General features: G+C 71.8%; 17 protein-coding genes, 1 tRNA gene and 1 pseudogene. 12 read left to right on the top strand and 7 right to left on the bottom strand.

The features are described from left to right. A pseudogene (locus tag C2142_RS40475) lies at positions 1-544 on the bottom strand (S1 RNA-binding domain-containing protein); the annotation flags it as partial. Positions 545-1,015: 471 nt separating this feature from the next. On the opposite strand from C2142_RS40475, the gene C2142_RS28495 reads away from it, so the two are divergent. Further along, complete coding sequence (locus tag C2142_RS28495) at positions 1,016-1,870, top strand: class I SAM-dependent methyltransferase (RefSeq protein WP_148645595.1); 855 nt, start codon at positions 1,016-1,018, stop codon at positions 1,868-1,870. A 162-nt stretch (positions 1,871-2,032) separates the two neighbouring features. Then, complete coding sequence (gene hrpB, locus C2142_RS28490) at positions 2,033-4,525, top strand: ATP-dependent helicase HrpB (protein WP_148645594.1); 2,493 nt, start codon at positions 2,033-2,035, stop codon at positions 4,523-4,525. A 111-nt stretch (positions 4,526-4,636) separates the two neighbouring features. Here the strand turns inward: hrpB and C2142_RS28485 are convergent, their stop codons facing one another. Continuing rightward, positions 4,637-5,809 carry a DUF3103 family protein gene (locus tag C2142_RS28485; RefSeq protein ID WP_148645593.1) on the bottom strand — a complete coding sequence of 391 codons (1,173 nt, stop codon included), beginning with the start codon at positions 5,807-5,809 and terminating at the stop codon, positions 4,637-4,639. A gap of 316 nt (positions 5,810-6,125) precedes the next feature. After that, positions 6,126-8,813 (bottom strand): DNA polymerase I, encoded by a 2,688-nt coding sequence (gene polA / locus C2142_RS28480; protein WP_148645977.1) that lies wholly within the window; start codon positions 8,811-8,813, stop codon positions 6,126-6,128. Between the two features lie 283 nt (positions 8,814-9,096). On the opposite strand from polA, the gene C2142_RS28475 reads away from it, so the two are divergent. The 6 genes from C2142_RS28475 (at position 9,097) to C2142_RS28450 (ending at position 15,911) form a co-directional block, all read left to right on the top strand. Then, a complete protein-coding gene (locus C2142_RS28475) occupies positions 9,097-9,561 on the top strand; it encodes a hotdog fold thioesterase (protein WP_148645592.1) in 465 nt (154 codons plus the stop codon). Between the two features lie 574 nt (positions 9,562-10,135). Further along, positions 10,136-11,368 carry a branched-chain amino acid ABC transporter substrate-binding protein gene (locus tag C2142_RS28470; RefSeq protein ID WP_148645591.1) on the top strand — a complete coding sequence of 411 codons (1,233 nt, stop codon included), beginning with the start codon at positions 10,136-10,138 and terminating at the stop codon, positions 11,366-11,368. A gap of 127 nt (positions 11,369-11,495) precedes the next feature. Next, entirely contained in the window at positions 11,496-12,425 is a 930-nt protein-coding gene (locus C2142_RS28465) for a branched-chain amino acid ABC transporter permease (protein ID WP_148645590.1), read from the top strand. A 107-nt stretch (positions 12,426-12,532) separates the two neighbouring features. Then, positions 12,533-14,359 carry a branched-chain amino acid ABC transporter permease gene (locus tag C2142_RS28460; protein ID WP_148645976.1) on the top strand — a complete coding sequence of 609 codons (1,827 nt, stop codon included), beginning with the start codon at positions 12,533-12,535 and terminating at the stop codon, positions 14,357-14,359. Between the two features lie 8 nt (positions 14,360-14,367). Next, entirely contained in the window at positions 14,368-15,198 is an 831-nt protein-coding gene (locus tag C2142_RS28455; RefSeq protein ID WP_148645975.1) for an ABC transporter ATP-binding protein, read from the top strand. Continuing rightward, a complete protein-coding gene (locus C2142_RS28450; protein WP_148645589.1) occupies positions 15,195-15,911 on the top strand; it encodes an ABC transporter ATP-binding protein in 717 nt (238 codons plus the stop codon). The genes C2142_RS28455 and C2142_RS28450 overlap by 4 nt, the downstream gene beginning before the upstream one ends. A gap of 62 nt (positions 15,912-15,973) precedes the next feature. Here C2142_RS28450 and C2142_RS28445 read toward each other — a convergent pair whose 3' ends face one another. Beyond that, entirely contained in the window at positions 15,974-16,588 is a 615-nt protein-coding gene (locus tag C2142_RS28445) for a response regulator (protein ID WP_174315788.1), read from the bottom strand. A gap of 134 nt (positions 16,589-16,722) precedes the next feature. Here C2142_RS28445 and C2142_RS28440 point away from each other — a divergent pair. Continuing rightward, positions 16,723-16,808 (top strand) — tRNA-Leu (locus C2142_RS28440). A gap of 88 nt (positions 16,809-16,896) precedes the next feature. After that, positions 16,897-17,694 carry a helix-turn-helix domain-containing protein gene (locus C2142_RS28435; protein WP_148645587.1) on the top strand — a complete coding sequence of 266 codons (798 nt, stop codon included), beginning with the start codon at positions 16,897-16,899 and terminating at the stop codon, positions 17,692-17,694. 21 nt (positions 17,695-17,715) lie between these two features. Here C2142_RS28435 and C2142_RS28430 read toward each other — a convergent pair whose 3' ends face one another. Both C2142_RS28430 and C2142_RS28425 read right to left on the bottom strand, forming a co-directional pair. Next, entirely contained in the window at positions 17,716-18,399 is a 684-nt protein-coding gene (locus tag C2142_RS28430; protein WP_148645586.1) for an NPCBM/NEW2 domain-containing protein, read from the bottom strand. 12 nt (positions 18,400-18,411) lie between these two features. Beyond that, positions 18,412-18,972 (bottom strand): hypothetical protein, encoded by a 561-nt coding sequence (locus C2142_RS28425; protein WP_148645585.1) that lies wholly within the window; start codon positions 18,970-18,972, stop codon positions 18,412-18,414. A gap of 275 nt (positions 18,973-19,247) precedes the next feature. Here C2142_RS28425 and C2142_RS28420 point away from each other — a divergent pair, with 275 nt between their 5' ends. After that, on the top strand, positions 19,248-20,288 hold the full coding sequence (locus C2142_RS28420) for a kelch repeat-containing protein (protein ID WP_148645584.1): 1,041 nt from the start codon (positions 19,248-19,250) through the stop codon (positions 20,286-20,288). A gap of 59 nt (positions 20,289-20,347) precedes the next feature. Here C2142_RS28420 and pyk read toward each other — a convergent pair whose 3' ends face one another. Continuing rightward, positions 20,348-21,778, bottom strand: a complete 1,431-nt coding sequence (gene pyk / locus C2142_RS28415; RefSeq protein ID WP_148645583.1) for a pyruvate kinase — start codon at positions 21,776-21,778, stop codon at positions 20,348-20,350. A gap of 269 nt (positions 21,779-22,047) precedes the next feature. Between pyk and C2142_RS28410 the strand changes: the two genes are divergently transcribed. Further along, the gene (locus C2142_RS28410) at positions 22,048-23,157 is read left to right on the top strand and encodes a substrate-binding domain-containing protein (protein WP_162002560.1); all 1,110 of its coding nucleotides are present in this window, start codon (positions 22,048-22,050) and stop codon (positions 23,155-23,157) included. The last annotated feature ends 3 nt before the right edge of the window (positions 23,158-23,160 follow it).

Here is a 23,160-nt window from a genome sequence, read left to right as displayed (position 1 = left end):
CGCTCTGGGTCTGCTCCAGCCAGGCACGGCGGGACAGGACCACGTTGTTGCGGTTCTTGTCCAGCTCGATGATCTTGGCCTCGAGCTCCTTGCCCACGTAGGGCTGGAGGTCGCGGACACGACGCATCTCGACGAGCGAGGCCGGCAGGAAGCCACGGAGGCCGATGTCGAGGATGAGACCACCCTTGACGACCTCGATGACGGTACCGGTGACGATGCCGTCCTCTTCCTTGATCTTCTCGATCGTGCCCCAGGCACGCTCGTACTGAGCGCGCTTCTTGGACAGGATGAGACGACCCTCCTTGTCCTCCTTCTGGAGAACCAGGGCCTCGATGTTGTCACCGACGGAGACGACCTCGTGCGGGTCAACGTCGTGCTTGATCGAGAGCTCACGGGACGGGATGACGCCCTCGGTCTTGTAACCGATGTCGAGGAGCACCTCGTCACGGTCGACCTTCACGATGACGCCCTCGACGATGTCGCCATCGTTGAAGTACTTGATGGTCTCGTCGATGGCGGCGAGGAAGGCCTCAGCGTCGCCGATGTCGTTGACCGCGACCTGCGGGGTGGTGCTGGTGGAGGAGTCGGTGGGGCTCGTCATTAGGAAAAGGGCTCCGGTACGGACATGAAGTCGTAGGTAATGCCACGCGGAGGGCCCGTATCGCTCCCACCGAAAGCCGGACAGCCAAGAGCACGGCCCACCGGAACCTCCCGCAACAGCGAGAATCCGGCGTCCGTCTTGCGACCGTGGGGTCTTCGACAGATGCGAGCGCGACCTGCTCCGTCCGAGGCGCGCAGGCCCGCAGCGCAACTTGTAGCATACGGGGACGGCCAGGCACGGTCAACGCCAAGGGCGCCAAGACGGTGGAGGCCGGTATGGATCAGGCCATATCCTCCGATTGCGCACCTCACAGTGGCGGCCGCAGGAAGCCTTTCCCCGGATGCCACCGCCAGGACCCGGACCCTTGCGGGCCGGTTCGCGGCAGCGGCGCTTCCGCAGACCACACCCTACGCGATGGGCATTATCACCGTGGCCACCACCCCCCAGTCCGACGTCCACGATCTTGACGACGACGGCGACGACGCGGTAAGGCGCGACGCGCAGGCCGGCGAGAGCAGCCACGCCAGCCGCCACTGGTGGGACCGCAACGCCGACGAATACCAGGACGAGCACGGCGAGTTCCTCGGCGACGACCGGTTCACCTGGTGCCCCGAGGGCCTGGACGAGGCCGACGCCCGGCTGCTCGGCGAGGTCGAGGGCCTGACCGTGCTGGAGATCGGCGCCGGCGCCGCCCAGTGCTCACGCTGGCTCGCCCGGCAGGGCGCCCGGCCGGTCGCGCTGGACATCTCCTTCCGCCAGCTCCAGCACTCCCTCCGGATCGACCTCGCCCGCGACACCCCGCCGGTCCCGGTCGTCCAGGCCGACGCGGCCGTGCTGCCGTTCGCCGACGGCTCCTTCGACGCCGCCTGCTCCGCCTACGGCGCGGTGCCGTTCAGCGCCGACACCGGCGCGCTGATGCGCGAGGTGCACCGGGTGCTGCGGCCCGGCGGGCGCTGGGTGTTCTCGGTGACCCACCCCATCCGCTGGGCCTTCCCCGACGAGCCCGGCGTCGAGGGGCTCACCGCCGTCGCCTCCTACTTCGACCGCACCCCCTACGTCGAACAGGACGAGCACGGGCGAGCCACCTACGTCGAGCACCACCGCACGGTCGGGGACCGGGTCCGCGAGCTGGTCGGCGCCGGGTTCCGGCTGGTGGATCTGGTCGAGCCGGAGTGGCCGGAGGGGCACGAGCAGGAGTGGGGCGGCTGGTCCCCGCTGCGCGGCCGGCTGATCCCGGGCACGGCGATCTTCGTCGCCGAGCGGGACTGACCCGGCGGAGGACCGGGCAGGGACCGGGGCCGGGCCGCCGGGCCGCCGGGCCGGGCAGGGTCGCCGGGCCGGGCAGGGTCGCCGGGCCGGGCAGGCCGACGGGCCGGGCAGGCCGACGGGCCGGGCAGGCCGACGGGCCGGGCCATCGGGGAGACTGTCCGCGTGAACCCCGCCTGGCGCGAACTGCCCGTCCGTACCGCCCTGCCCGCCCTGCACCGCGCGCTCGACACGGACGGCGCCGCCGTCCTCGCCGCCCCGCCCGGCACCGGCAAGACCACGCTGGTCCCGCTCGCGCTGGCCGGGCTGCTCGCCGAGGACGCCCGCCCGCCCCGCCGGGTGCTGGTCGCCGAGCCGCGCCGGCTGGCCGTCCGGGCGGCGGCCCGGCGGATGGCCTGGCTGCTCGGCTCGGCCGTCGGGGCCGAGGTCGGCTTCACCGTGCGCGGCGAGCGGCGGGCCGGGCCGGACACCGTGGTCGAGGTCGTCACCACCGGCGTCCTGCTTCAGCGGCTCCAACGCGACCAGGAGCTGCCCGGCGTGGACGTGGTGGTACTGGACGAGTGCCACGAGCGGCACCTCGACGCCGACACCGCGCTCGCCTTCCTGCTCGACGTCCGCGCCACGCTCCGGCCCGAGCTCGGCATCGTCTGCGCCTCGGCCACCTCCGACACCGCGGCCTGGGCCGGGCTCCTCGGCGGCGCCCCCGTCGTCGAGGCCCACGGGGTGGCCCACCCGGTCGAGACCGTCTGGGCCCCGCCGCCGCGGGCCGTCCGCCCCGCCCACGGCACCCGGGTCGACCCGGCGCTGCTCGACCACGTCGCCGCCACCGTCCGGCGGGCCCTCGCCGAGCGCGACGGCGACGTGCTCTGCTTCCTGCCCGGCGTCGGCGAGATCGCCCGGGTCGCCGGGCTGCTCGCCGGGGCGCCGGCCGAGGTGCTGCAACTGCACGGCCGCGCACCGCAGGCGGTCCAGGACGCGGCACTGGCCCCGGGCGACGGACGACGGGTGGTGCTGGCCACCGCCGTCGCCGAGTCCTCGCTCACCGTGCCGGGCGTGCGCGTCGTGGTCGACGCCGGGCTGGCCCGCGAGCCGCGCACCGACCACGCCCGCGGCCTGGCCGCGCTGGTCACCGTCCGCGCCTCGCTGGCCGCCGCCCGCCAGCGCGCCGGACGCGCCGGACGCGAGGCCCCCGGCACCGTCTACCGCTGCTGGGCGGAGGCCGAGGACGCCCTCGCCGCCCGCTACCCCACCCCCGAGATCGCCCTCGCCGACCTCACCCCCTTCGCCCTCCAGGCCGCCTGCTGGGGTGACCCGGACGCCACCGGCCTCGCCCTGCCCGACCGGCCCCCGGCCGGCGCCATGGCCGCCGCCCGGCAGACCCTGCACGCACTCGGCGCGGTGGACGAGGACGGCCGGGCCACCACGCGCGGCGTCCGCCTCGCCCGCACCGGGCTGCACCCCCGGCTCGCCCGCGCCCTCGCCGACGGCGCCCCGGCCGTCGGCGCACGCCGGGCCGCCGAGGTCGTCGCCCTGCTCTCCGAGGAACCGCCGCGCGCCCTCGGCGACGACCTCGGCGCCGTGCTGCGCACCGTCCGCGACGGCCGCGACCCGTACGCGGGCCGCTGGCGGGAGGAGGTCCGGCGGCTGCTGCGCGCGGCCGGCGACACCCCCGCCACCGCGCTGCCCGACGCCTCGGCGGTCGGCCTCGTCGTCGCGCTGGGCTTCCCCGAGCGGATCGCCCGGGCCCGGGTCGAGAAGCCCGCGCCCGGCGAGCGCAGCCCGTACCTGATGGCCTCGGGGACGGCCGCCGAACTCGCCCCCGGCACCGCGCTGGGCGCCGTGCCGTGGCTGGCCGTCGCGGTGGCCGACCGGCCGGCCGGGTCACCGTCCGCCCGGGTGCTGCACGCGGCCGCCCTGGACGAGGAGACCGCCCGGCTGGCGGGCGCGCCGCTGCTGGCCTCCCGGGAGGAGGTGCACTGGGACACCCGCCGCGGCGAGGTCGTCTCCCGGCGGGTGGAATCCCTCGGCGCGGTCGAGCTGTCCGCGGCCGCCCTCGGCCGCCCCGACCCCGCCCTCGTCCGGGCCGCCCTGCTGGAGGGGCTGGCCCGCGAGGGCGTGAGCGCCCTCCTCACCTGGCCCTCCTCCGGCCTGCGCGAGCGCCTGGCCTTCCTGCACGCGGCCATCGGCGAGCCCTGGCCCGACGTCGGCGACGCGGCGCTGCTGGAGCGGGCCGGGGAGTGGCTGGAGCCCGAGCTCTCCCGTGCGCGCCGCCGCGGCGACCTCGCGCGGATCGACACGGCCGCCGCCCTGCAACGGCTGCTGCCCTGGGCGGGCGGCGAGGCCGGGCGGCTGGACGAGCTGGCGCCGGAGCGGATCACCGTTCCGTCCGGCTCCCGGATCCGGGTCGACTACAGCGGCGAACGCCCGGTGCTGGCCGTGAAGCTGCAGGAACTGTTCGGCTGGGCGGCGGCTCCGGCGCTGGCCGGCGGGCGGGTGCCGCTGACCGTCCACCTGCTCTCCCCCGCCGGGCGCCCGGCCGCCGTCACCGGCGACCTCGCCTCCTTCTGGCGCGACGGCTACCGGGCCGTCCGTGCCGACCTGCGCGGCCGCTACCCCCGCCACCCGTGGCCGGAGGACCCTCCCCCGGCCTCCGGCTAGGGGGACCCCCATCTCGCTCCGCTCGCGGCCGAACCGACGAAGCGCACCAACGCCCGCCGGTAGCCGGCCGCCGCGGGACCCTTCCCCACCGGCGACCGGGCCGCGACCGGATCAGAACTGCTGCACGAAGTACGGCTCGACGGTCATCCAGCCGTTGCCGCGGGCCCCGTTGAGGCGGCCCGAGCTGGTGCGGGCGAGGGTGTACCAGGACTCCACGTAGTCCGGGTCGTCGGTCCACCACGAGGAGGGCAGCGCCGCCAGGACGGCGTTGACCAGCGGGATGTAGGCACCCTGGTCGGCGATGGTGAGCAGCACGGCCGCGACGGCCTGGGCGAGGGCCAGGTAGTTGGTGTCACCGTCGTCCTCCATCAGGACGACGTCGGCCAGGTTGTACTTGTAGTTCGACCAGTTCACCAGGATCTGGTTCGGGTAGTACACCGTGCCGTCGTACTGGAGGTAGGGCATGGCGACCGAGTCGACCCGGACCTTGCCGTCCTGGCCGAAGCCGGTGACCAGGCTGAACATCTCGGCGGCGCCCTTGAACCAGGGCTCCTCGTCGTCGGCCACCTCGATGCCGCTGATCTTGGTGGCCCACCAGCCGCCGGCGGCCTGCGCCGCGCCCGGGGCCTGCGCGCCCTTGGCGTCCGGGCCCGTGGCGTCCAGACCCGTGGCGTCCAGACCGCGCGCGGCGAACTCCCGCTGGAGGAGCGCGATTCCGGCCGCCAGGGTCTTGCCGGTGTCGATGTCGACCAGGTAGACGGGCTGCCCGGGGAGCGAGCCGGTGCCGAGCGTACGGGCCCGGCCGGCGGTGTCGTACGCCCGGAGGGTGCGGGCGTGGTCGTCGGCGGCGGCGACGGCCACCAGCGGCGCCGCGCCCGCATCCAGGGCGGCCCGCATCGACGGGTCGGCCAACTGGACGCGCAGCAGCGGGCCGAGGTCGCCGAGGCCCTTGGCGGCGGCGACGGCGCGGTCGGCTCGCTCGGTGGCGGTCGCGAGCCCGCGGCCGGCCTGGCCCGGCGCGGCGGCGGCCAGCGGGGCGAGTTCGGCGGCGCCGGCGCCGGCGGTGGCGGACCGCAGCCGCTCACGCACGGCGGAGTCGGTGAGGGAGGCGGCCAGGGTGCGGGCAACGCCGTCCTCTATCGCCGCCACCTGGGAGGTGGAGACACGGGTGGCGGGCGCCGGGGCGGCCGGTGCGGGGGCGGCCACGGCCTGGCCCGCGCCGAGCGCGAGCAGGGGAAGGGCCGCGAGCGCCGCGGTGGCGCGCCGCAGTCGGGGTAGGGACATGAGGGATCTCCAGACTCGTCGGGTGAGGCGTCGGAGCGGTGGAGCGGGCCGTGCGGGTGGAGCGGGCGGTGCGGGTGGAGCGGCACCGCACCGCGATCAAGAGCGTCGGTGCCATGACAAGTGAAGTGGTTCCCTGACGCCGGATCAACCCCCGGGGCGCACTGCGGTGGCCCGGCGCACGCTCAGGGCCGGTCCTCCGGCGCGGCGTCGGCGGGCAGGGCGTCGGCCCCGGGCGCGGCAGGCGGCCGCGAACAGCAGTGGCCCGCGTGGGCGCCGGCCGGTCCGGTCGGCGCCCACGCGGGCCGGTGAGGTGTCGTCAGTGCGCGGCGGACTCCCAGTTGGCGCCGACGCCGACCGAGACGTCGAGCGGGGCGCGCAGCGGGTAGGCCCCGGCCATCTGCTCGCGGACGATCGCCTCGACCTGCTCGCGCTCGCCGGGGGCGAGCTCCAGCACGATTTCGTCGTGCACCTGGAGCAGCATCCGGGAGGTGAGGCCAGCGGCGGTCAGCGCCTCGTCCACCCGCAGCATGGCGATCTTGACGATGTCGGCGGCCGAACCCTGGATCGGGGCGTTGAGGGCCATCCGCTCGGCCATCTCGCGGCGCTGGCGGTTGTCGCTGTTGAGGTCGGGCAGGTAGCGGCGGCGGCCGAGCAGGGTCTCGGTGTAGCCGGTGGCGCGGGCCTCGTCGACGACCCGGCGCAGGTAGTCGCGCACGCCGCCGAACCGCTCGAAGTAGGTGTCCATCAGGCCTTGGGCCTCGCCGGGCTTGATGCCGAGCTGCTGGGAGAGACCGTAGGCGGAGAGGCCGTAGGCGAGGCCGTAGGACATCGCCTTGATCTTGCGGCGCATCTCGGCGTCGACCGCGTCACCGGGGACCTCGAAGACCTGGGAGGCGACGGTGGTGTGCAGGTCCTCGCCGGTGGCGAAGGCCTCGGTCAGGGCCTCGTCCTCGGAGAGGTGGGCCATGATCCGCAGCTCGATCTGCGAGTAGTCGGCGGTGAGCAGCGCCTCGTAGCCGTCGCCGACGACGAAGGCCCGGCGGATCATCCGGCCCTCCTCGGTGCGGACGGGGATGTTCTGCAGGTTCGGGTCCTGCGAGGAGAGCCGGCCGGTGGCCGCGACCATCTGGTTGAAGGTGGTGTGGATCCGCCCGGCCGGGGAGACCGTCTTGAGCAGGCCCTCGACGGTGGTGCGCAGCTTGGCCTGGTCGCGGTGGCGCAGCAGGATGACCGGCAGCTCGTTGTCGGTCTGGGTGGCGAGCCAGGTGAGGGCGTCGGCGTCGGTGGTGTAGCCGGTCTTGATCTTCTTGGTCTTGGGCAGCGCCAGCTCGCCGAAGAGGATCTCCTGGAGCTGCTTGGGCGAGCCGAGGTTGAACTCGTGGCCGGCGGCGGCGTGCGCCTCCTCGACCACGCGCTGGATCTCGGCGGCGAACTGGTTCTCCAGGCTGGTGAGCCAGGGGCGGTCGGCGGCGATGCCGGTGCGCTCCATGCGGGCCAGCAGGGCGGCGATCGGCAGCTCCATGTCGCGCAGCAGCCCGGTGGCGCCGACCTCGGCGAGGCGGGTGTCGAAGAGCGCCGCGAGGTCGAGCACGGCGCGGGCCTGGAGCATCAGGGCCTGGGCGGCGGCCGTCGCGTCCTCGTCGGGGGCGTCGAAGGCGAGCTGGCCGCTCTCGGCGGCGGGGGCCGGGGCGAGCGAGCGGGCGAGGTACTCCTCGGCGAGCACCTCCAGGGTGAAGGTGCGGCGGCCGGGCTTCTCCAGGTAGGCGGCGAGGGCGGTGTCGGCGACGACGCCCTCGATCCGCCAGCCGCGCTCGGCGAAGGCGCGCATGACCTGCTTGGCGATGTGCAGGGCCTTGGGGGCGGCCGGGTCGGCCAGCCAGGCGGCGAAGGCGCGCTCGTCCTCCTCGGCGAGCAGCGCCGGGTCGAACCAGGCGGCGGCCTCCCCGGCGGCGAGCGCGACCTCGGTGACCTCGCCGCTGCCGAGCGCCCACCGGTAGACGGCGGCGACGGCGACCGGGGTCTTGCCGTCGGCGGCGTGCTCCCGGAGCCAGGCGGCCAGGGTGCCCGGGTCGGTGAGCAGCTCGCCGTCGACCTCGACGCCGGGGGCGAGCTCGGCGGCGGCCTCGGGCTCGGCGCCGGCCGGGTCGATGCCGAAGACGCGGTCGCGGAAGTTGGCGTTGCGGAACTCCAGCGACTCCATCAGGGTGCCGACGGCCTCGCGGTCGAACGCGGCGCGGCCCAGGTCGCCGACGCCGAGCGGGAGTTCGACGTCGCGGACCAGCTCGGTGAGGATGCGGTTGCGCTTGACCGAGTCGAGGTGCTCGCGCAGCTTCTCGCCGATCTTGCCCTTCACCTCGTCGGCGCGGGTGACGAGTTCGTCGAAGGAGCCGAACTGGTTGACCCACTTGGCGGCGGTCTTCTCGCCGACGCCGGGGATGCCGGGCAGGTTGTCGGACGGGTCGCCGCGCAGCGCCGCGAGGTCGGGGTACTGGCGGGGGGTGACGCCGTACTTCTCGGCGACCTTCTCCGGGGTGTAGCGGGTGAGTTCGGAGACGCCCTTGGTCGGGTAGAGGACGGTGACGTGCTCGGTGACCAGCTGGAGCGAGTCCCGGTCGCCGGTGACGATGTCGACGTCGAAGCCGGCGGCCTCGGCCGCGGTGGCCAGGGTGGCGATGATGTCGTCGGCCTCGAAGCCCTCGACGGTCATCCGCGGGATGTTCATGGCGTCGAGCAGCTCGCCGATCAGCGGCACCTGGCTGCGGAACTCGTCCGGCGTCTTGGCGCGGTTGGCCTTGTAGTCGGGGAACTCGGCGGAGCGGAACGTCTGCCGGGAGAGGTCGAAGGCGACCGCGAGGTGGGTGGGCTGCTCGTCCCGGACGGTGTTGGCGAGCATCGAGGCGAAGCCGTACACCGCGTTGGTGGGCTGGCCGGTGGAGGTGTTGAAGTTCTCCACGGGCAGCGCGTAGAACGCCCGGTAGGCCATCGAGTGCCCGTCGAGCAGCATCAGCCGGGGCCGGGCCCCGCCGCCACCCGCCGCGCTCTTGTCCGTACTCTGCGTAGCCACGTCAACGTCCGTTCCTGCCGATTCCACTGCCGGTCACCGATCCTATGGCCCGGCACCGACAAAAGGGGCGTGCCGGAGCCGGGGCCCGCCCCCGCGACGGCGGGCCCGCCGCGGCGCACCGCCCGCCACGCCAGCCCCTCGACGCGACCGCTACCGCCGAGTAGGACGGTCGTACGATCACAGGCAGCACGATGACGTGACCCCAAGCGGCAGGAGCTCCCCCATGACCGAAGCTGCCCCCGACGCGGCCCCCGTCCTGAAGGTCCCGCAGGAGGTGCTGGACCACTTCGCCAAGCTCGGCGTCGACCCGGCGACCTTCTCCGGCGGGCACCTCGGCGAGAAGCTCGGCATCCGGATCGTCGAGGCCTCGGGCGACCGCGTGGTCGGCACCATGCCGGTCGAGGGCAACCAGCAGCCGTACGGGCTGCTGCACGGCGGTGCCTCGGCGGCGCTGGCCGAGACCCTCGGCTCGGTCGGCGCGATGCTGCACGCCGGCCCGGGCCGGTACGCGGTGGGTGTCGACCTCAACGCCACCCACCACCGCTCGGCCACCTCCGGGCTGGTCACCGGGGTGGCGACCGCCGTGTTCAAGGGGCGCACCGCCGCCACCTACGAGATCGCGATCACCGACGACACCGGCAGGCGGGTCACCAGCTGCCGGCTGACGTGCATGCTCCGCGACCTCTGACGGCCCGTCGGCCGGCCGGCCCCTCCCGGCCGGCCCGGCCGGCCGTCAATTCCCTTGCCCGCCCCCTTGTTTGACCTTCACCTGCCCTGGGCAGGCGTTGGTCTATACAAGGGGGCGGTTGCATGTTGTCAGACTTTCAGAATGTAACAGCGCGTAACAGCTAGGAAATCCGAAGATCCAGCACCTCCCGGACCCCCGACGATCCGGGAGTGGGGCCTCAGCCCCTTATATGTCCGATATTCGGACGCAAACGACCGAAACCAACATGGCGGACAGTCGCGTCCGATTATCGGAGAGGCCAGGAGTCACCTGCATTTCTGGGCCTTACATGCCTCCGTGGGCTAGCAGACGCCCCGGAAGTACAGGATCGATCGAGCCGAAACGACCACATAGTGAGACGGGCTCTCCGTGTGCTCATAACAAGAGAATCACAGCCTCGCCACACCACTGCCCGAGCCGCCCAGGGGCATCTAGAGTCACGGCCAGTCACCGCGCCACCGGATTGGGCCAGGCCCACCGCGCATCCGGCTCCCGCCACTCAGGTGCGGCGCCTCCCGAACCGAAGGGGACCCTCGTGCGTCATCGTTCAGCAGTTGTCGTGAGCATTGCCGTGATCGGCGCCCTCAGCCTCAGCGCCTGCGGCTCCCGCGACGAGAAGAAGTCCGGGGACGGCAACAACGCCGGGTCCAGCACCACCGTCACCATCGGCGTCGACGCGCCCCTCACCGGCGACCTCTCCGCCCTCGGCCTCGGCATCCGCAACTCCGTCGAGCTCGCGGTCAAGCAGGCCAACGAGAAGAACGAGGTCCCGGGCGTCAAGTTCCAGATCAAGGCCCTCGACGACACCGCCAAGCCCGCCCCCGGCCAGCAGAACGCCACCCAGCTGGTCGCCGACAAGGACGTCATCGGCGTCGTCGGCCCCCTCAACTCCAGCGTCGCCCAGTCGATGCAGCAGATCTTCAACGACGCCAACCTCGCCCAGATCTCCCCCGCCAACACCGGCGTCGCCCTCAGCCAGGGCGAGAAGTGGGCCAGCGGCACCAAGGCCCGCCCCTTCAAGTCCTACTTCCGCACCTCCACCACCGACGCCGTCCAGGGCCCCTTCGCCGCCCAGTTCCTCGCCAAGGACGCGAAGAAGACCAAGGTCTTCCTCATCGACGACCAGAAGACCTACGGCGCCGGCCTCGCCGCCACCTTCAAGGGCGAGTTCACCAAGCAGGGCGGCACCATCGTCGGCGAGGAGCACGTCAACCCCGACGACCGCGACTTCGCCGCCGTCGTCACCAAGGTCAAGAACTCCGGCGCCGAAGCCGTCTACTACGGCGGCGAGTACCCCGCCGCCGGCCCGCTCTCCCTCCAGCTCAAGGACGCCGGCGTCACCATCCCGCTGATGGGCGGCGACGGCATCCAGAGCGGCGACTTCATCAAGCTCAACCCCAAGAGCCAGGGCGACTACGCCACCGCCGTCGGCCTCCCCGTCGAGCAGCTCCCCACCGCCGCCAAGTTCATCGCCGACTACAAGGCCGCCGGCTACAAGGACGCCTACGAGACCTACGGCGGCTACTCCTACGACAGCGGCTGGGCCATCATCCAGGCCGTCAAGGCCGTCGTGAGCGCCAACAACGGCAAGCTCCCCGACAACCCCCGCGCCAAGGTCGTCGAGGCCGTCCAGAAGGTCTCCTTCGACGGCGTCACCGGCAAGGTCTCCTTCGACGAGTTCGGCGACACCACCAACAAGCAGCTCACCGTCTACGCCGTCAAGGACGGCAAGTGGGCCGTGGAGAAGTCCGGCACCTTCAACGGCTGAACCTGACACCGAGTCAGCAGAACCACTAGAACGTCGGAGTTACCCGCGCGGGGGCGCCACGAGTGCCCCCGCGCACCCACATCCACCACCCACGCGGACCCACCCCACGCACAACGGAGGCCCAGCGGTGCACGACCTACCGCAGCAGCTGGCCAACGGCCTGATCCTCGGCGCCCTCTACGGGCTCGTCGCGATCGGCTACACGATGGTCTACGGCATCGTCCAGCTCATCAACTTCGCCCACGGCGAGATCGTCATGGTCGGCGGCTTCGGCGCCCTGACCGCCTACCTCGCCCTCCCCGGCGGCACCACACTCTGGCTGGCCCTACCGCTGATGCTGATCGCCGGCATCCTGGTCTCCACCCTCACCGCCGTCGCCGCCGAGCGCTTCGCCTACCGGCCGCTGCGCACCGCCCCCCGGCTCGCCCCCCTCATCACCGCGATCGGCCTCTCGATCGTCCTCCAGCAGCTGGTCTTCTCCTTCTACCCCGACGCCAAGAAGGCCCGCGTCTTCCCCAAGATCCCCGGTGACCCCTTCGAGCTCGGCTCCGTCACCATCCAGCGCAGCGACATCTTCCTGCTCATCGCCGCCCCGCTCTGCATGCTCGCCCTCGGCTGGTTCGTCACCCGCACCCGCTCCGGCCGCGCCATGCAGGCCACCAGCCAGGACCCCGACACCGCCAAGCTCATGGGCATCGACACCGACCGCATCATCGTCATGGCCTTCGCCATCGGCGCCGCGTTCGCCGCCGTCGCCGCCGTCGCCTACGGCCTGCGCAGCGGCCAGGTCGACTTCCGCATGGGCTTCATCCTCGGCCTCAAGGCCTTCACCGCCGCCGTCCTCGGCGGCATCGGCAACATCTACGGCGCCATGCTCGGCGGCGTCGCCCTCGGCCTCGCCGAAGCCCTCGCCACCGGATACATCCAGCACCTCCCCGGCATGCACCTCTTCGGAGGCGGCGCCTGGAAGGACGTCTGGGCCTTCGTACTCCTCATCGTCGTGCTGCTCGTCCGGCCCCAGGGCCTGCTCGGCGAGCGCGTCGCGGACAGGGCGTGAGCACCATGACCACCACCACCGAGACCAGCCCGGTCCTCCCCCTGCCGGCCCGCGCCGCCGCCCTCCTCACCGGCCTCGGCGCCGCCGCCACCGCCGGCTCCGCCCTGATGTCCTGGACCTGGACCTCCGAATTCCCCGGCGACCTCACCTACTTCGGCTCCCCCGCCGGACTCCAGTGGCTCGCCCTCACCGCCGGCCTGCTCACCCTCGTCCTCCTCCTCGCCACCCAGGGCGTCCCCGGCCTGCGCTGGGCCGCCCCCTCCCGCAGCAACAACGCCGTCCTCCTCGCCGCCGCCGGCGCCTTCGTCGTCGGCTGGTTCTCCATCACCGCCATCGCCACCGACCTCGGCGGCCTCGCCAACCTCGAACCCGGCGGCTGGGTCCTCGGCGCCGGCTCACTGCTCACCCTCGCCGGCGCCCTCGGCCTCCCCCTCGACCGGCGCACCGGCGTCACCCTGCGCGTCCTCGACCGACGGCTCTTCCTGCTCGTGCCGGCCGCCGCCGTCGTCTGGTTCGCCACCCACGCCATCCCCGAGGACAAGCCGGTCGCCCCCGTGCTGACCGCCCTCGCCGGCGGCCTCGTCATCGGCGCCGCAGCCGTCCTCGCCGTCCAGCTCGGCCACCTCGCCAACCACTGGCTGCGCATCGCCAACATCACCCGGCCGCTGCCCGCCCCCCGCGAACTCCCCTCCTGGGCCGAGATCCTCCTCATCGTCGCGGCCTTCGCCACCGGCCTGTTCGCGATCACCTTCGGCATCGACACCGAGTACGGCGAGCTCTTCATCGGCTACCTGCTGCTGGCCGGCACCGTCATCCCCGCGATCACCAAGTCCGGACTGCTGCCCCGGCTGCGCTCCCTGACCGTCAAGTACCGCTCGGTCACCACCGGCGCCGCCTTCGCCGCCGCCGCCAGCTTCCCCTTCACCCAGACCAGCGACCAGTACACCTCGGTCGCCGCCAACATCCTGATCTTCGCCACCGTCGCACTCGGCCTCAACATCGTCGTCGGCCTGGCCGGCCTGCTCGACCTCGGGTACGTCGCCTTCCTCGGCGTCGGCGCCTACGCCGCCGCCCTGGTCTCCGGCTCCCCCGCCTCCCCGATCCACGTCCAGTTCCCGTTCTGGGCCGCGATGCTCACCGGCGCCGTCGTCTCCATGGTCTTCGGCGTCATCATCGGCGCCCCGACCCTGCGACTGCGCGGCGACTACCTCGCCATCGTCACCCTCGGGTTCGGCGAGATCTTCCGCATCACCATGCTCAACCTCAACGGGACCACCGGCCCCAAGATCACCAACGGCTCCAACGGCATCCCGCGCATCCCCGACCTGGAGATCCTCGGCTTCAACCTCGGCAAGCCGCACACCGTGCTCGGCGTCGAACTCGGCCGCTTCTCCAACTACTACCTGCTGATGCTGCTGGTCACCGCCCTCGTCGTGCTGGTCTTCGCCCGCGTCGGCAACTCCCGCATCGGCCGCGCCTGGGTCGCCATCCGCGAGGACGAGACCGCCGCCGAGGCCATGGGCATCAACGGCTTCCGCCTCAAGCTCCTCGCCTTCGCCCTCGGCGCCTGCCTCGCCGGCCTCGCCGGCACCGTCCAGGCCCACGTCAGCTACACCGTCACCCCCGACCAGTACACCTTCGCCGAGGCCCTGCCGCCCAACTCCGCCTTCCTGCTCGCCGCCGTCATCCTCGGCGGCATGGGCACCATCAGCGGCCCCCTGGCCGGCGCCACCCTCCTCTTCCTCGTCCCGAAGAAGCTCGAATTCCTCTCCGACTACCAGCTGCTCGCCTTCGGCATCGCCCTCATCGTCCTGATGCGGGTCCGCCCCGAAGGCCTCATCCCCAACCGCCGGCAGCAGCTGGAGTTCCACGAGGCAGCGATCCCGGCGCAGTCGACCGGCGACGCGGCCACCCTCACCAAGGCAGGGGCGTGACCAGCCAGATGACCACCACCGACGCCCCCAGCGCCCCCGCCGTGACCAGGCCCATCCTCGAAGTCTCCGGCGTCACCATGCGGTTCGGCGGCCTCACCGCCGTCAACGACGTCTCCCTCACCGTCGGCGAGGGCGAGATCATCGGCCTCATCGGCCCCAACGGCGCCGGCAAGACCACCTTCTTCAACTGCCTCACCGGGCTCTACGTCCCCACCGAGGGACGGGTCGCCTACAAGGGGACGGTCCTGCCCCCCAAGCCCCACCTCGTCACCCAGGCCGGCATCGCCCGCACCTTCCAGAACATCCGGCTCTTCGCCAACATGACCGTCCTGGAGAACGTCCTCGTCGGCCGCCACAGCCGCACCCGCGAAGGCCTCTTCTCGGCCATCCTCCGCGGCCCCGGCTACCACCGCGCCGAAGCCGAGAGCCGCGCCCGCGCCATGGAACTCCTGGAGTTCACCGGCCTCGCCGACAAGGCCGAGCACCTCGCCCGCAACCTCCCCTACGGCGAACAGCGCAAGCTCGAAATCGCCCGCGCCCTCGCCTCCGACCCCGGCCTGCTCCTCCTCGACGAGCCCACCGCCGGCATGAACCCCCAGGAGACCAGGGCCGCCGAGGAGCTCGTCTTCGCCATCCGCGACCGCGGCATCTCCATCCTCGTCATCGAGCACGACATGCGGTTCATCTTCAACCTCTGCGACCGCACCGCCGTCCTCGTCCAGGGCCAGAAGATCGTCGAGGGCGACCGCGAAACCGTCCAGAACGACGAACGCGTCATCACCGCCTACCTCGGCGCCCCGCTCGAAGGCACCACCGCAGCACCGGAGGACACCCAGTGACCGCACTCCTTGAGGTCGAGGACCTCCGCGTCTCCTACGGCAAGATCGAAGCCGTCAAGGGCATCAGCTTCACCGTCAACCAGGGCGAGGTCACCACCCTCATCGGCACCAACGGCGCCGGCAAGACCACCACCCTGCGCACCCTCTCCGGCCTGCTCAAGCCGACCTCCGGAAAGGTCCTGTTCGACGGACAGCCGCTGACCACCGTCCCCGCCCACAAGATCGTCGCCCTCGGACTCGCCCACTCCCCCGAAGGCCGGCACATCTTCCCCCGCATGACCATCGAGGAGAACCTCCTCCTCGGCGCCTTCCTGCGCAGCGACAGCGCCGGCATCACGGCGGACGTCGAGCGGGCCTACGGGCTCTTCCCCATCCTCGGGGAGCGCCGCAAGCAGGCCGCCGGCACGCTGTCCGGCGGCGAGCAGCAGATGCTCGCCATGGGCCGCGCGCTGATGTCCCAGCCCAAGCTGCTCATGCTGGACGAGCCGTCCATGGGCCTCTCCCCGCTGATGATGCAGAAGATCATGGCGACCATCGTGGAGCTCAAGGCGAGCGGGACGACGATCCTGCTGGTCGAGCAGAACGCCCAGGCCGCCCTGTCGCTCTCCGACCAGGGCTACGTGATGGAGACCGGCCGCATCGTCCTCCAGGGCACCGGCGCCGACCTGCTGCACGACGAGTCCGTCCGCAAGGCCTACCTCGGCGAGGACTGACCCCCCGGCACGACGAAGGGGCCCGGCGGCTGCGTCCAGCCGCCGGGCCCCTCGTCGTCGCGCTACTCGCCCTTGGCCTCCTCGGCCTTCTTCTTGTCCTGGGCCTCGCCCTCTTCGATCACGGCCTCCGCGACCGCGGCCATCGTCATCCGGCGGTCCATCGAGGTCTTCTGGATCCACCGGAACGCGGCCGGCTCGTTCAGCCCGAACTTCGTCTGCAGCACGCTCTTCGCCCGGTCCACCAGCTTCCGGGTCTCCAGCCGCTGGGTGAGATCCGCGATCTCCTCCTCCAGCGTCCGCATCTCCGTGTACCGCGAGACGGCCATCTCGATCGCGGGCACGAGGTCGCTCTTGGAGAACGGCTTCACGATGTACGCCATCGCACCGGCGTCCCGCGCCCGGTCCACCAGCTCCCGCTGCGAGAACGCGGTCAGCATCAGCACCGGCGCCAGGTGCGCCTCGTGGATCTGCTCGGCGGCGGAGAGCCCGTCCAGGACCGGCATCTTCACGTCCAGGATCGCCAGGTCGGGGCGGAGCTCCTCGACCAGCCGCACCGCCGTCGCCCCGTCCCCGGCCTCGCCGACGACGGTGTACCCCTCCTCTTCGAGCATCTCCTTCAGGTCGAGGCGGATCAACGCCTCGTCCTCGGCGATCACAATCCGGGTGATCTGGGGCATGTCGGTCTCAAGCGGCTCGGCCTGCTCGTCGGCGGTGCTCACGGGGCTCCTAGTTCCGGCGGGGTACTGCATGCACGAGGGTACCTAGCTGCGCCAGACAACGTGCGCAGGGTATCCTTCACGGGCGCGAACTTGCCGGGTTGGTGGAAGGGCAGACACGATCGCCTCAAAAGCGATTGCTCGAAAGGGCGTGTGGGTTCGAATCCCACACTCGGCACCAGATTTTCCCTTATATTCCCAGGTAATGGGAAGTTCATCACATCTGATGGACCATGCGCGAACCGCCACCACACGGTCCCCGCCCTCTCATGCTGGCGCACATGACCACCCTTTCTGTGCGCGAACAAGCAGTCCTCCTCCTGCGCCGCGGCCTCCGCAATGTCGAAGTGGCCCGACGCCTCGGCGTCCCGCCCGGCACGGTCTCCTGGTGGAAGCACGAGGATCTCGCCAAACACGGCACACTCCCCGGCCGCAAACGCTCCGCCTGCCTGCACTGCTTCGGCGACGAGCTGGACCGCCCCGCCTACGCCTATCTGCTGGGTCTCTACCTCGGCGACGGCCACATCCTGTTGCCCAACAAGTACCGCAGAACCCAGAGCCTCCAGATCACCTGTGACGACCGCTGGCCCGGAATCGCCGATTCCGTCGAACGTGCCGTCCGCCAGGTCCTCCCCAACAACAAACCCTGCCGGGTGAGACGTGCCGGCTGTCACGACATCAAGGTCTACTCGAATCACCTGACCTGCTACTTCCCCCAGCACGGCCCCGGCAAGAAGCACGAGCGTCCGATAGCCCTGGAGCCCTGGCAGCAGGACATCGTCGACGCCCACCCCTGGGACTTCCTGCGCGGCCTGGTCCACTCCGACGGCTGCCGGATCACCAACTGGACGACCCGGACTGTCGGCGGCGTCCAGAAGCGCTACGAGTACCCGCGGTACTTCTTCACCAACACCTCGACCGACATCGTCCGCCTCTTCACGGCCACCCTCGACGCCGTCGGCGTGCAGTGGAAGTCCGCCACCCGCCCCACCGGCACGGTCAACGTCTCCGTCGCCCGCAAGGAGTCCGTCGCCCTCATGGACGCCCACATCGGCCCCAAGTACTGACGGTGCCGCCGGGACCAGGGACTACGCCCCGAGCCTGGCGTCGCCCCACACCCCGTAGCTGTAGGGGGACAGGTCCGCCGTCGTGGCGTAGGTGACCACGATCTTCAGGCGCAAGGCGTTCCTGACGTCGACGGTGAGCTGCTGCGACTGCCCGAGCGAGAGGGTCTGCCGGGCCACGGACCTGCCGTCGAGGAAGACTTCGAAGGTCAGGACGGTGCCCGTGGGTGAGTCGTCGCGGGCCCCGATCGTGGCGCTGAACGTCTGCCAGGAGCGTTCGAGGTTGTACTCGGCCGCGTTGGACGGGATGGAGGTGAGATCCGTCCGGAGGGAGACGCTGTGGGCGTAGTTCGTGCCGTTCACGAGTGCCGCGCCGTTCTCGACGCCGTAGGTGGAGGAGAACGGGTCGTTGTCGCTGAGGTACTGCGTTCCGGCCGTGAAGGTCGTCGTGGGCGAGCCGGAGCCGGGCGGCCCGGAGGTGGGCGAGCCCGGCGTGGGCGACGCGGAGAGGTCGGTGGCGGACGGGGCGGTGGCCGTCACGGTGACGGTCCGGGGCGCCGTCGCGGCCGTGGTGGAGGCGGCGGGCGACGAACCACCGGAGCCGCACGCGGCGACCGCGACGGCGGTCAGGCCGGCCGTCGCGGTGGCGGCCAGGAGCCGAATCGCCCGCCGGTACCCCCGAAGCGGCGTCCCGGGTGTTCTGCCCATGTCCCTCAGCTCCTAGGTCGCCGGCGGCTTGGGCGGGTCGTAGGGCGGCGGGGGCGGCGCATTCACCGGTGGCTTCGCACCGACGTGCCACTCGGCCTCATCCTGGGTCCGGGGCCGGTCCCGCTGGACGGCCGCCACCACTGTGAAGGCCGCTGTGGCGATGGCGGCGAGCAGGCCGATCCAGAGGCCGGCTCCGGTCGAGGCCGTGGTCTGGGTCAGTTGGTTGTTCAGGTCCACCAGGTCGGAGACGTCGGCCACTTTGACGATGTAGAGGACCAGCAGAACGGACGCCGGGATCAGCGCGATCACGGCGAATTTCCGGTCGTCCCGTGCGAATGCCGCGCCGACGAGGCCGAGGAAGGCCAGGACCACCACGATGATCAACGCCGGTCCGGCCGCCTGCATGCCCTCCCCGAAGGCGTCAACGGTGGTGTACGTGTCCGAGACCCAGGGGGCGAAGAGCATGAAGAAGCTCAGCACTGCCGTGCCTGCGGCCGCCACCAGCGGCCAGTCGCGGGACAGCCGGGGTGCGATGCCCCCGCCGCCGCGCTGCGGGGGGTCCTGGTGGGCCATGGCTCCTCCGTCCGTGCGTGACGTCGCACTCGTTTCCGGGGAGGGGATTGCGGGAGCCGCACGGTCGGGTGCCGACGCTCCCCTTTCAGCATGTGGCGGCCGTGAAGGAGGTGCAACCTCGGCTCGACCGCGCCCTCCGGCGTGCGTGGCACGGCGGCCCGTGGTGCGCTGGAGTTCCGGGACCCCCGGGCGGCGGAGGGTCCTGATGCCTCTCCGTGTTTCGGCGGTCCGGTACTTGACTGACTGTGACTTCCACATGGGAACAGGCGATACCGATGGCGAGAGTCAACGCGCAACGGTGGCCGGCCCTGCTCGGGGCGTTTCTGCTGGCCGCCGCGTGCGCGGCGCTGCCCGACGGTGCCGCTGCCGCACGTCCGGCGCTCGTGCCGGCCTGCCTGACCGTGAGCCCCTATCCGGACGGCCCGCACGACAGTTGGTCGTCGGCGGCGCCGATCTCCGTGCAGCGCTACTTCCTCGCCGCGGCCACCGACTGTGATGGAACGGTCTACGCCCTCGGCGGGTGGGAGGCCACGACGTCGCACCCCGGGCCGTCGGACTTCGCCCGCAGCGATCTGGTGGAGAACTACGACCCCAGCAGCGGCTCCTGGACGACCTTGCCTCCTCTGTCGAGTGCGCGGGACAGGCTGGCGGCCGTCACCGACGGGGACGGCCGGATCCTGGCCATCGGCGGCGACGACGCCTCCTCGGGCACGGCCGTCGAGGTGTACACGCCCGGTTACGGAGCATGGCAGGCCATGCCCAGTCTGCCCGTGGAGATGCCGTTCCCCTCGGCCGCTTCGGATGCCGCGGGGAACGTCTACGTCTTCGACGGCAACGAGACCGCGATCTTCGACGCGGAATCCAGGACCTGGCAGACCGGGCCCCCGATGCCGACGGCCCGCGAAGGCGCGGTGGCCGCGACCGGTGCGGACGGGAGGGTCTACGTGATCGGCGGGTACACCGCAGCGGAACCTGACGTTCCCACGAGCACGGTGGAGGTCTACACGCCGAGTACCCAGGAGTGGAGCCAGGCGGCGCCCATGCCGGGGCCGAAGGGCCGGGCTGCGGGGGTGACGGCTCCGGACGGACGGATCCTCGTGTTCGGGGGCGCCTCCGAGCCCGGGGACACGCCAACGGCGGTGACCTACGCGTATTCGCCGGGGACGGACCACTGGGAGCCCGCCGAGAGCATGCCGCACGCGAGGGACTGCGCGGCGGCGGCGGTCGGCGGCGACGGACGGATCTACCTCGTCGGGGGGACGCAGGGCGATTCCACCGACACCGCCACCACGGACGTCAACGTCTACACGCCCTGACCGGCCGGGTGGGCGGCACCCCTCGGAGGGGCGCCGCCCCGACCGCACCCGGGGCACGGTCAGTTGTCCAGCGTCCCCACGTGGTGGACGCGGACGAGGTTGGTGGAGCCGGCGAGGCCGGGGGGCGAGCCGGCGGTGATGACGACGATGTCGCCCTTCTGGCAGCGGCCCAGGGAGAGCAGGGCCGCGTCGACCTGTTCGACCATCTCGTCCGTGGTGGGGGCGAAGGGGCCGAGGAAGGTCTCGACGCCCCAGGTGAGGGCGAGTTGGCTGCGGACGGCGGGTTCGTAGGTGAAGGCGAGGACGGGGATGGGCGAGCGGTAGCGGGTGAGGCGGCGGGCGGTGTCGCCGGACTGGGTGAAGGCTACGAGGTACTTGGCGCCGAGGAAGTCGCCGATCTCGGCGGCGGCGCGGGCGACGGCCCCGCCCTGGGTGCGGGGCTTGTTGCTGGGGGTGAGCGGGGGCAGGCCGGCGGCGAGGACGTCGCCCTCCGCCGCCTCGATGATGCGGCCCATGGTCCGGACCGTCTCGACGGGGTACTTGCCGACCGACGTCTCGCCGGAGAGCATGACCGCGTCGGTGCCGTCGAGGACGGCGTTGGCGACGTCGGAGGCCTCGGCGCGGGTCGGGCGGGAGGCGTTGATCATCGAGTCGAGCATCTGGGTGGCGACGATGACGGGCTTGGCGTTGCGCCTGGCCAGCTTGACGGCGCGCTTCTGGACCATCGGGACCTGTTCGAGGGGCATCTCCACGCCCAGGTCGCCGCGGGCCACCATGATGCCGTCGAAGGCGTCCACGATGGAGTCCAGGTTGTCGACCGCCTGCGGCTTCTCCACCTTGGCGATGACGGGGACGAAGCGCCCCTCCTCGGCCATGACGCGGTGGACATCCTCGATGTCGCGGCCGCTGCGGACGAAGGAGAGGGCGACGAGGTCGGCGCCGGTCCGCAGGGCCCAGCGCAGGTCGTCGACGTCCTTGTCGCTGAGCGCGGGCACGGAGACGGCGACGCCGGGGAGGTTGAGGCCCTTGTGGTCGGAGACGAGGCCGCCCTCGATGACGGTGCAGCGGACGAGGGGTCCGTCGACGTCGACGGCTTCGAGGGTGACCCGGCCGTCGTCGACGAGGATCCGCTCGCCGCGGGTGACGTCGCCGGCGAGGCCGGCGTAGGTGGTGCCGCAGATGTGCTGGTCTCCGACGACGCCCTTGTCGGTGGAGATGGTGAACTCGTCGCCGCGTTCGAGAAGTACGGGTCCTTCGGCGAAGGTGTCGAGCCGGATCTTCGGGCCTTGAAGGTCGGCGAGCACGCCGACGCTGCGGCCGGTCTCGTCCGCGGCCTTGCGGACCCGGCGGTAGCGTTCCTCGTGCTCGATGTGGGAGCCGTGGCTCAGGTTGAATCGGGCGATGTCCATCCCGGCGACGACCAGTGCCTTGATCTGGTCGTACGAGTCGGTGGCGGGCCCGAGGGTACAGACGATTTTTGCTCGGCGCATAGTGCTGAGAGTACGGATTACCGGCGCGTAACATCGACGTGCGTCCGGACAGCGGGATGACCTTTGCCGGAAGGCGAGTTGAACAATCTGACACATGGTCGGACGGGTGTGCGCGGCGGTCGTCGGCGGCCCGCTCCCCGATGCGATTCCGTGAAGGGGTGTTCACCCCCGGTTCACCGCCCCTTCGGCCTCCGCTCCCGCCCCGGCGGGACGCTCGTCACCCGGGTGGACCGCCCGGGCACGGAGCGGGCGAGGGGGAAACGTTCGGCATGAGGCGTGTGTTCGGGGTACTGGCGGCGCTGGCGCTGCTTGCCGGGGTGGGAGTCGCACTGCTCTGGCCGGGTGACGAGCCCGACGGCTCGGACGGGGTCGTCACCATCTCCGGCCTGATCGGGTCGGAGAAGAGGGAGTTCTTCGCGGACCCGGATGTCGTCGCGGAGTTGCAGAAACAGGGCCTGAAGGTCACCACCGACACCACCGGCTCCTGGCTGATGGGCGAGAGCGATCTCGCGAAGTACGACTTCGCCTTCCCGGCGAGCCTCTCGCCGGCGGAGGAGATCCGCAAGCAGCGGCAGATCAAGAGCGAGCCGGTGCGGCCTTTCTACTCGCCGCTTGTGGTGCTCGCCCACCGGTCGATGGCGGACGTACTCAAGGAGAACGGCCTGGCCGGCCAGAGCAGTTCGGAGCCCGCGGTCTGGACGCTCAAGATGGACGCCTATCTGAAGGCCGTCCAGGAGGGCCGGAAGTGGCAGGACCTCAAGGGGGCAGGCAGTCACAACGAGTTGAGGGGGCTGCTCTTCCTGACCACCACCGACCCGTCCACGTCCTCCTCCGGGGCGCTGTACCTGGCGGCCATCTCGTACCTGGCCAACGGCCACCAGGTGGTGTCGGACGACGCCGGGGTGGGCGCGGTCAAGGACGTGGTCCGGCAGGTGACCTCGGTCCAGGGTGACCAGAAGACCAGCAGCGACGGCCCGTTCAAGGACTTCCTGTCCGGGGTGGGCAACGGGCCGGTGCTGGCGTACGAGTCGCAGATGGCGGCGCTGACCGCCAAGGGCGTGTCCACGCCCGGTGGTTCGGCGGGCGACCTGGTGGTGCTCTACCCGGACACCACGGTGTTCAGCGATCACACCCTGGTGGCGCTCAAGCCGGGCGCCGAGAAGCTCGCCGCGGTGCTGCGGGACGACCAGGTCCTGCGGGACCTGGAGGCCAAGTACGGCTTCCGTCCGCAGGCGGACCCGGGGGCGCTCGGCAAGGCGGTCAAGGGCAGGCAGGGACCGGCCTACGCCTCCGACCTGGCGGCGGCCGGCGTGCAGCAGGCGCAGGTGCCGACGGTGGCGGTCCTGAACAAACTGATCAACGCGGCCAAGGGGAAGTGACGG

Source organism: Streptomyces sp. CB01881 (assembly GCF_002953255.1).
Taxonomy (GTDB): Bacteria; Actinomycetota; Actinomycetes; order Streptomycetales; family Streptomycetaceae; genus Kitasatospora.
The sequence above is the reverse complement of the archived record's forward strand: the minus strand, read 5'-3'. Positions and strand labels throughout refer to the sequence as shown.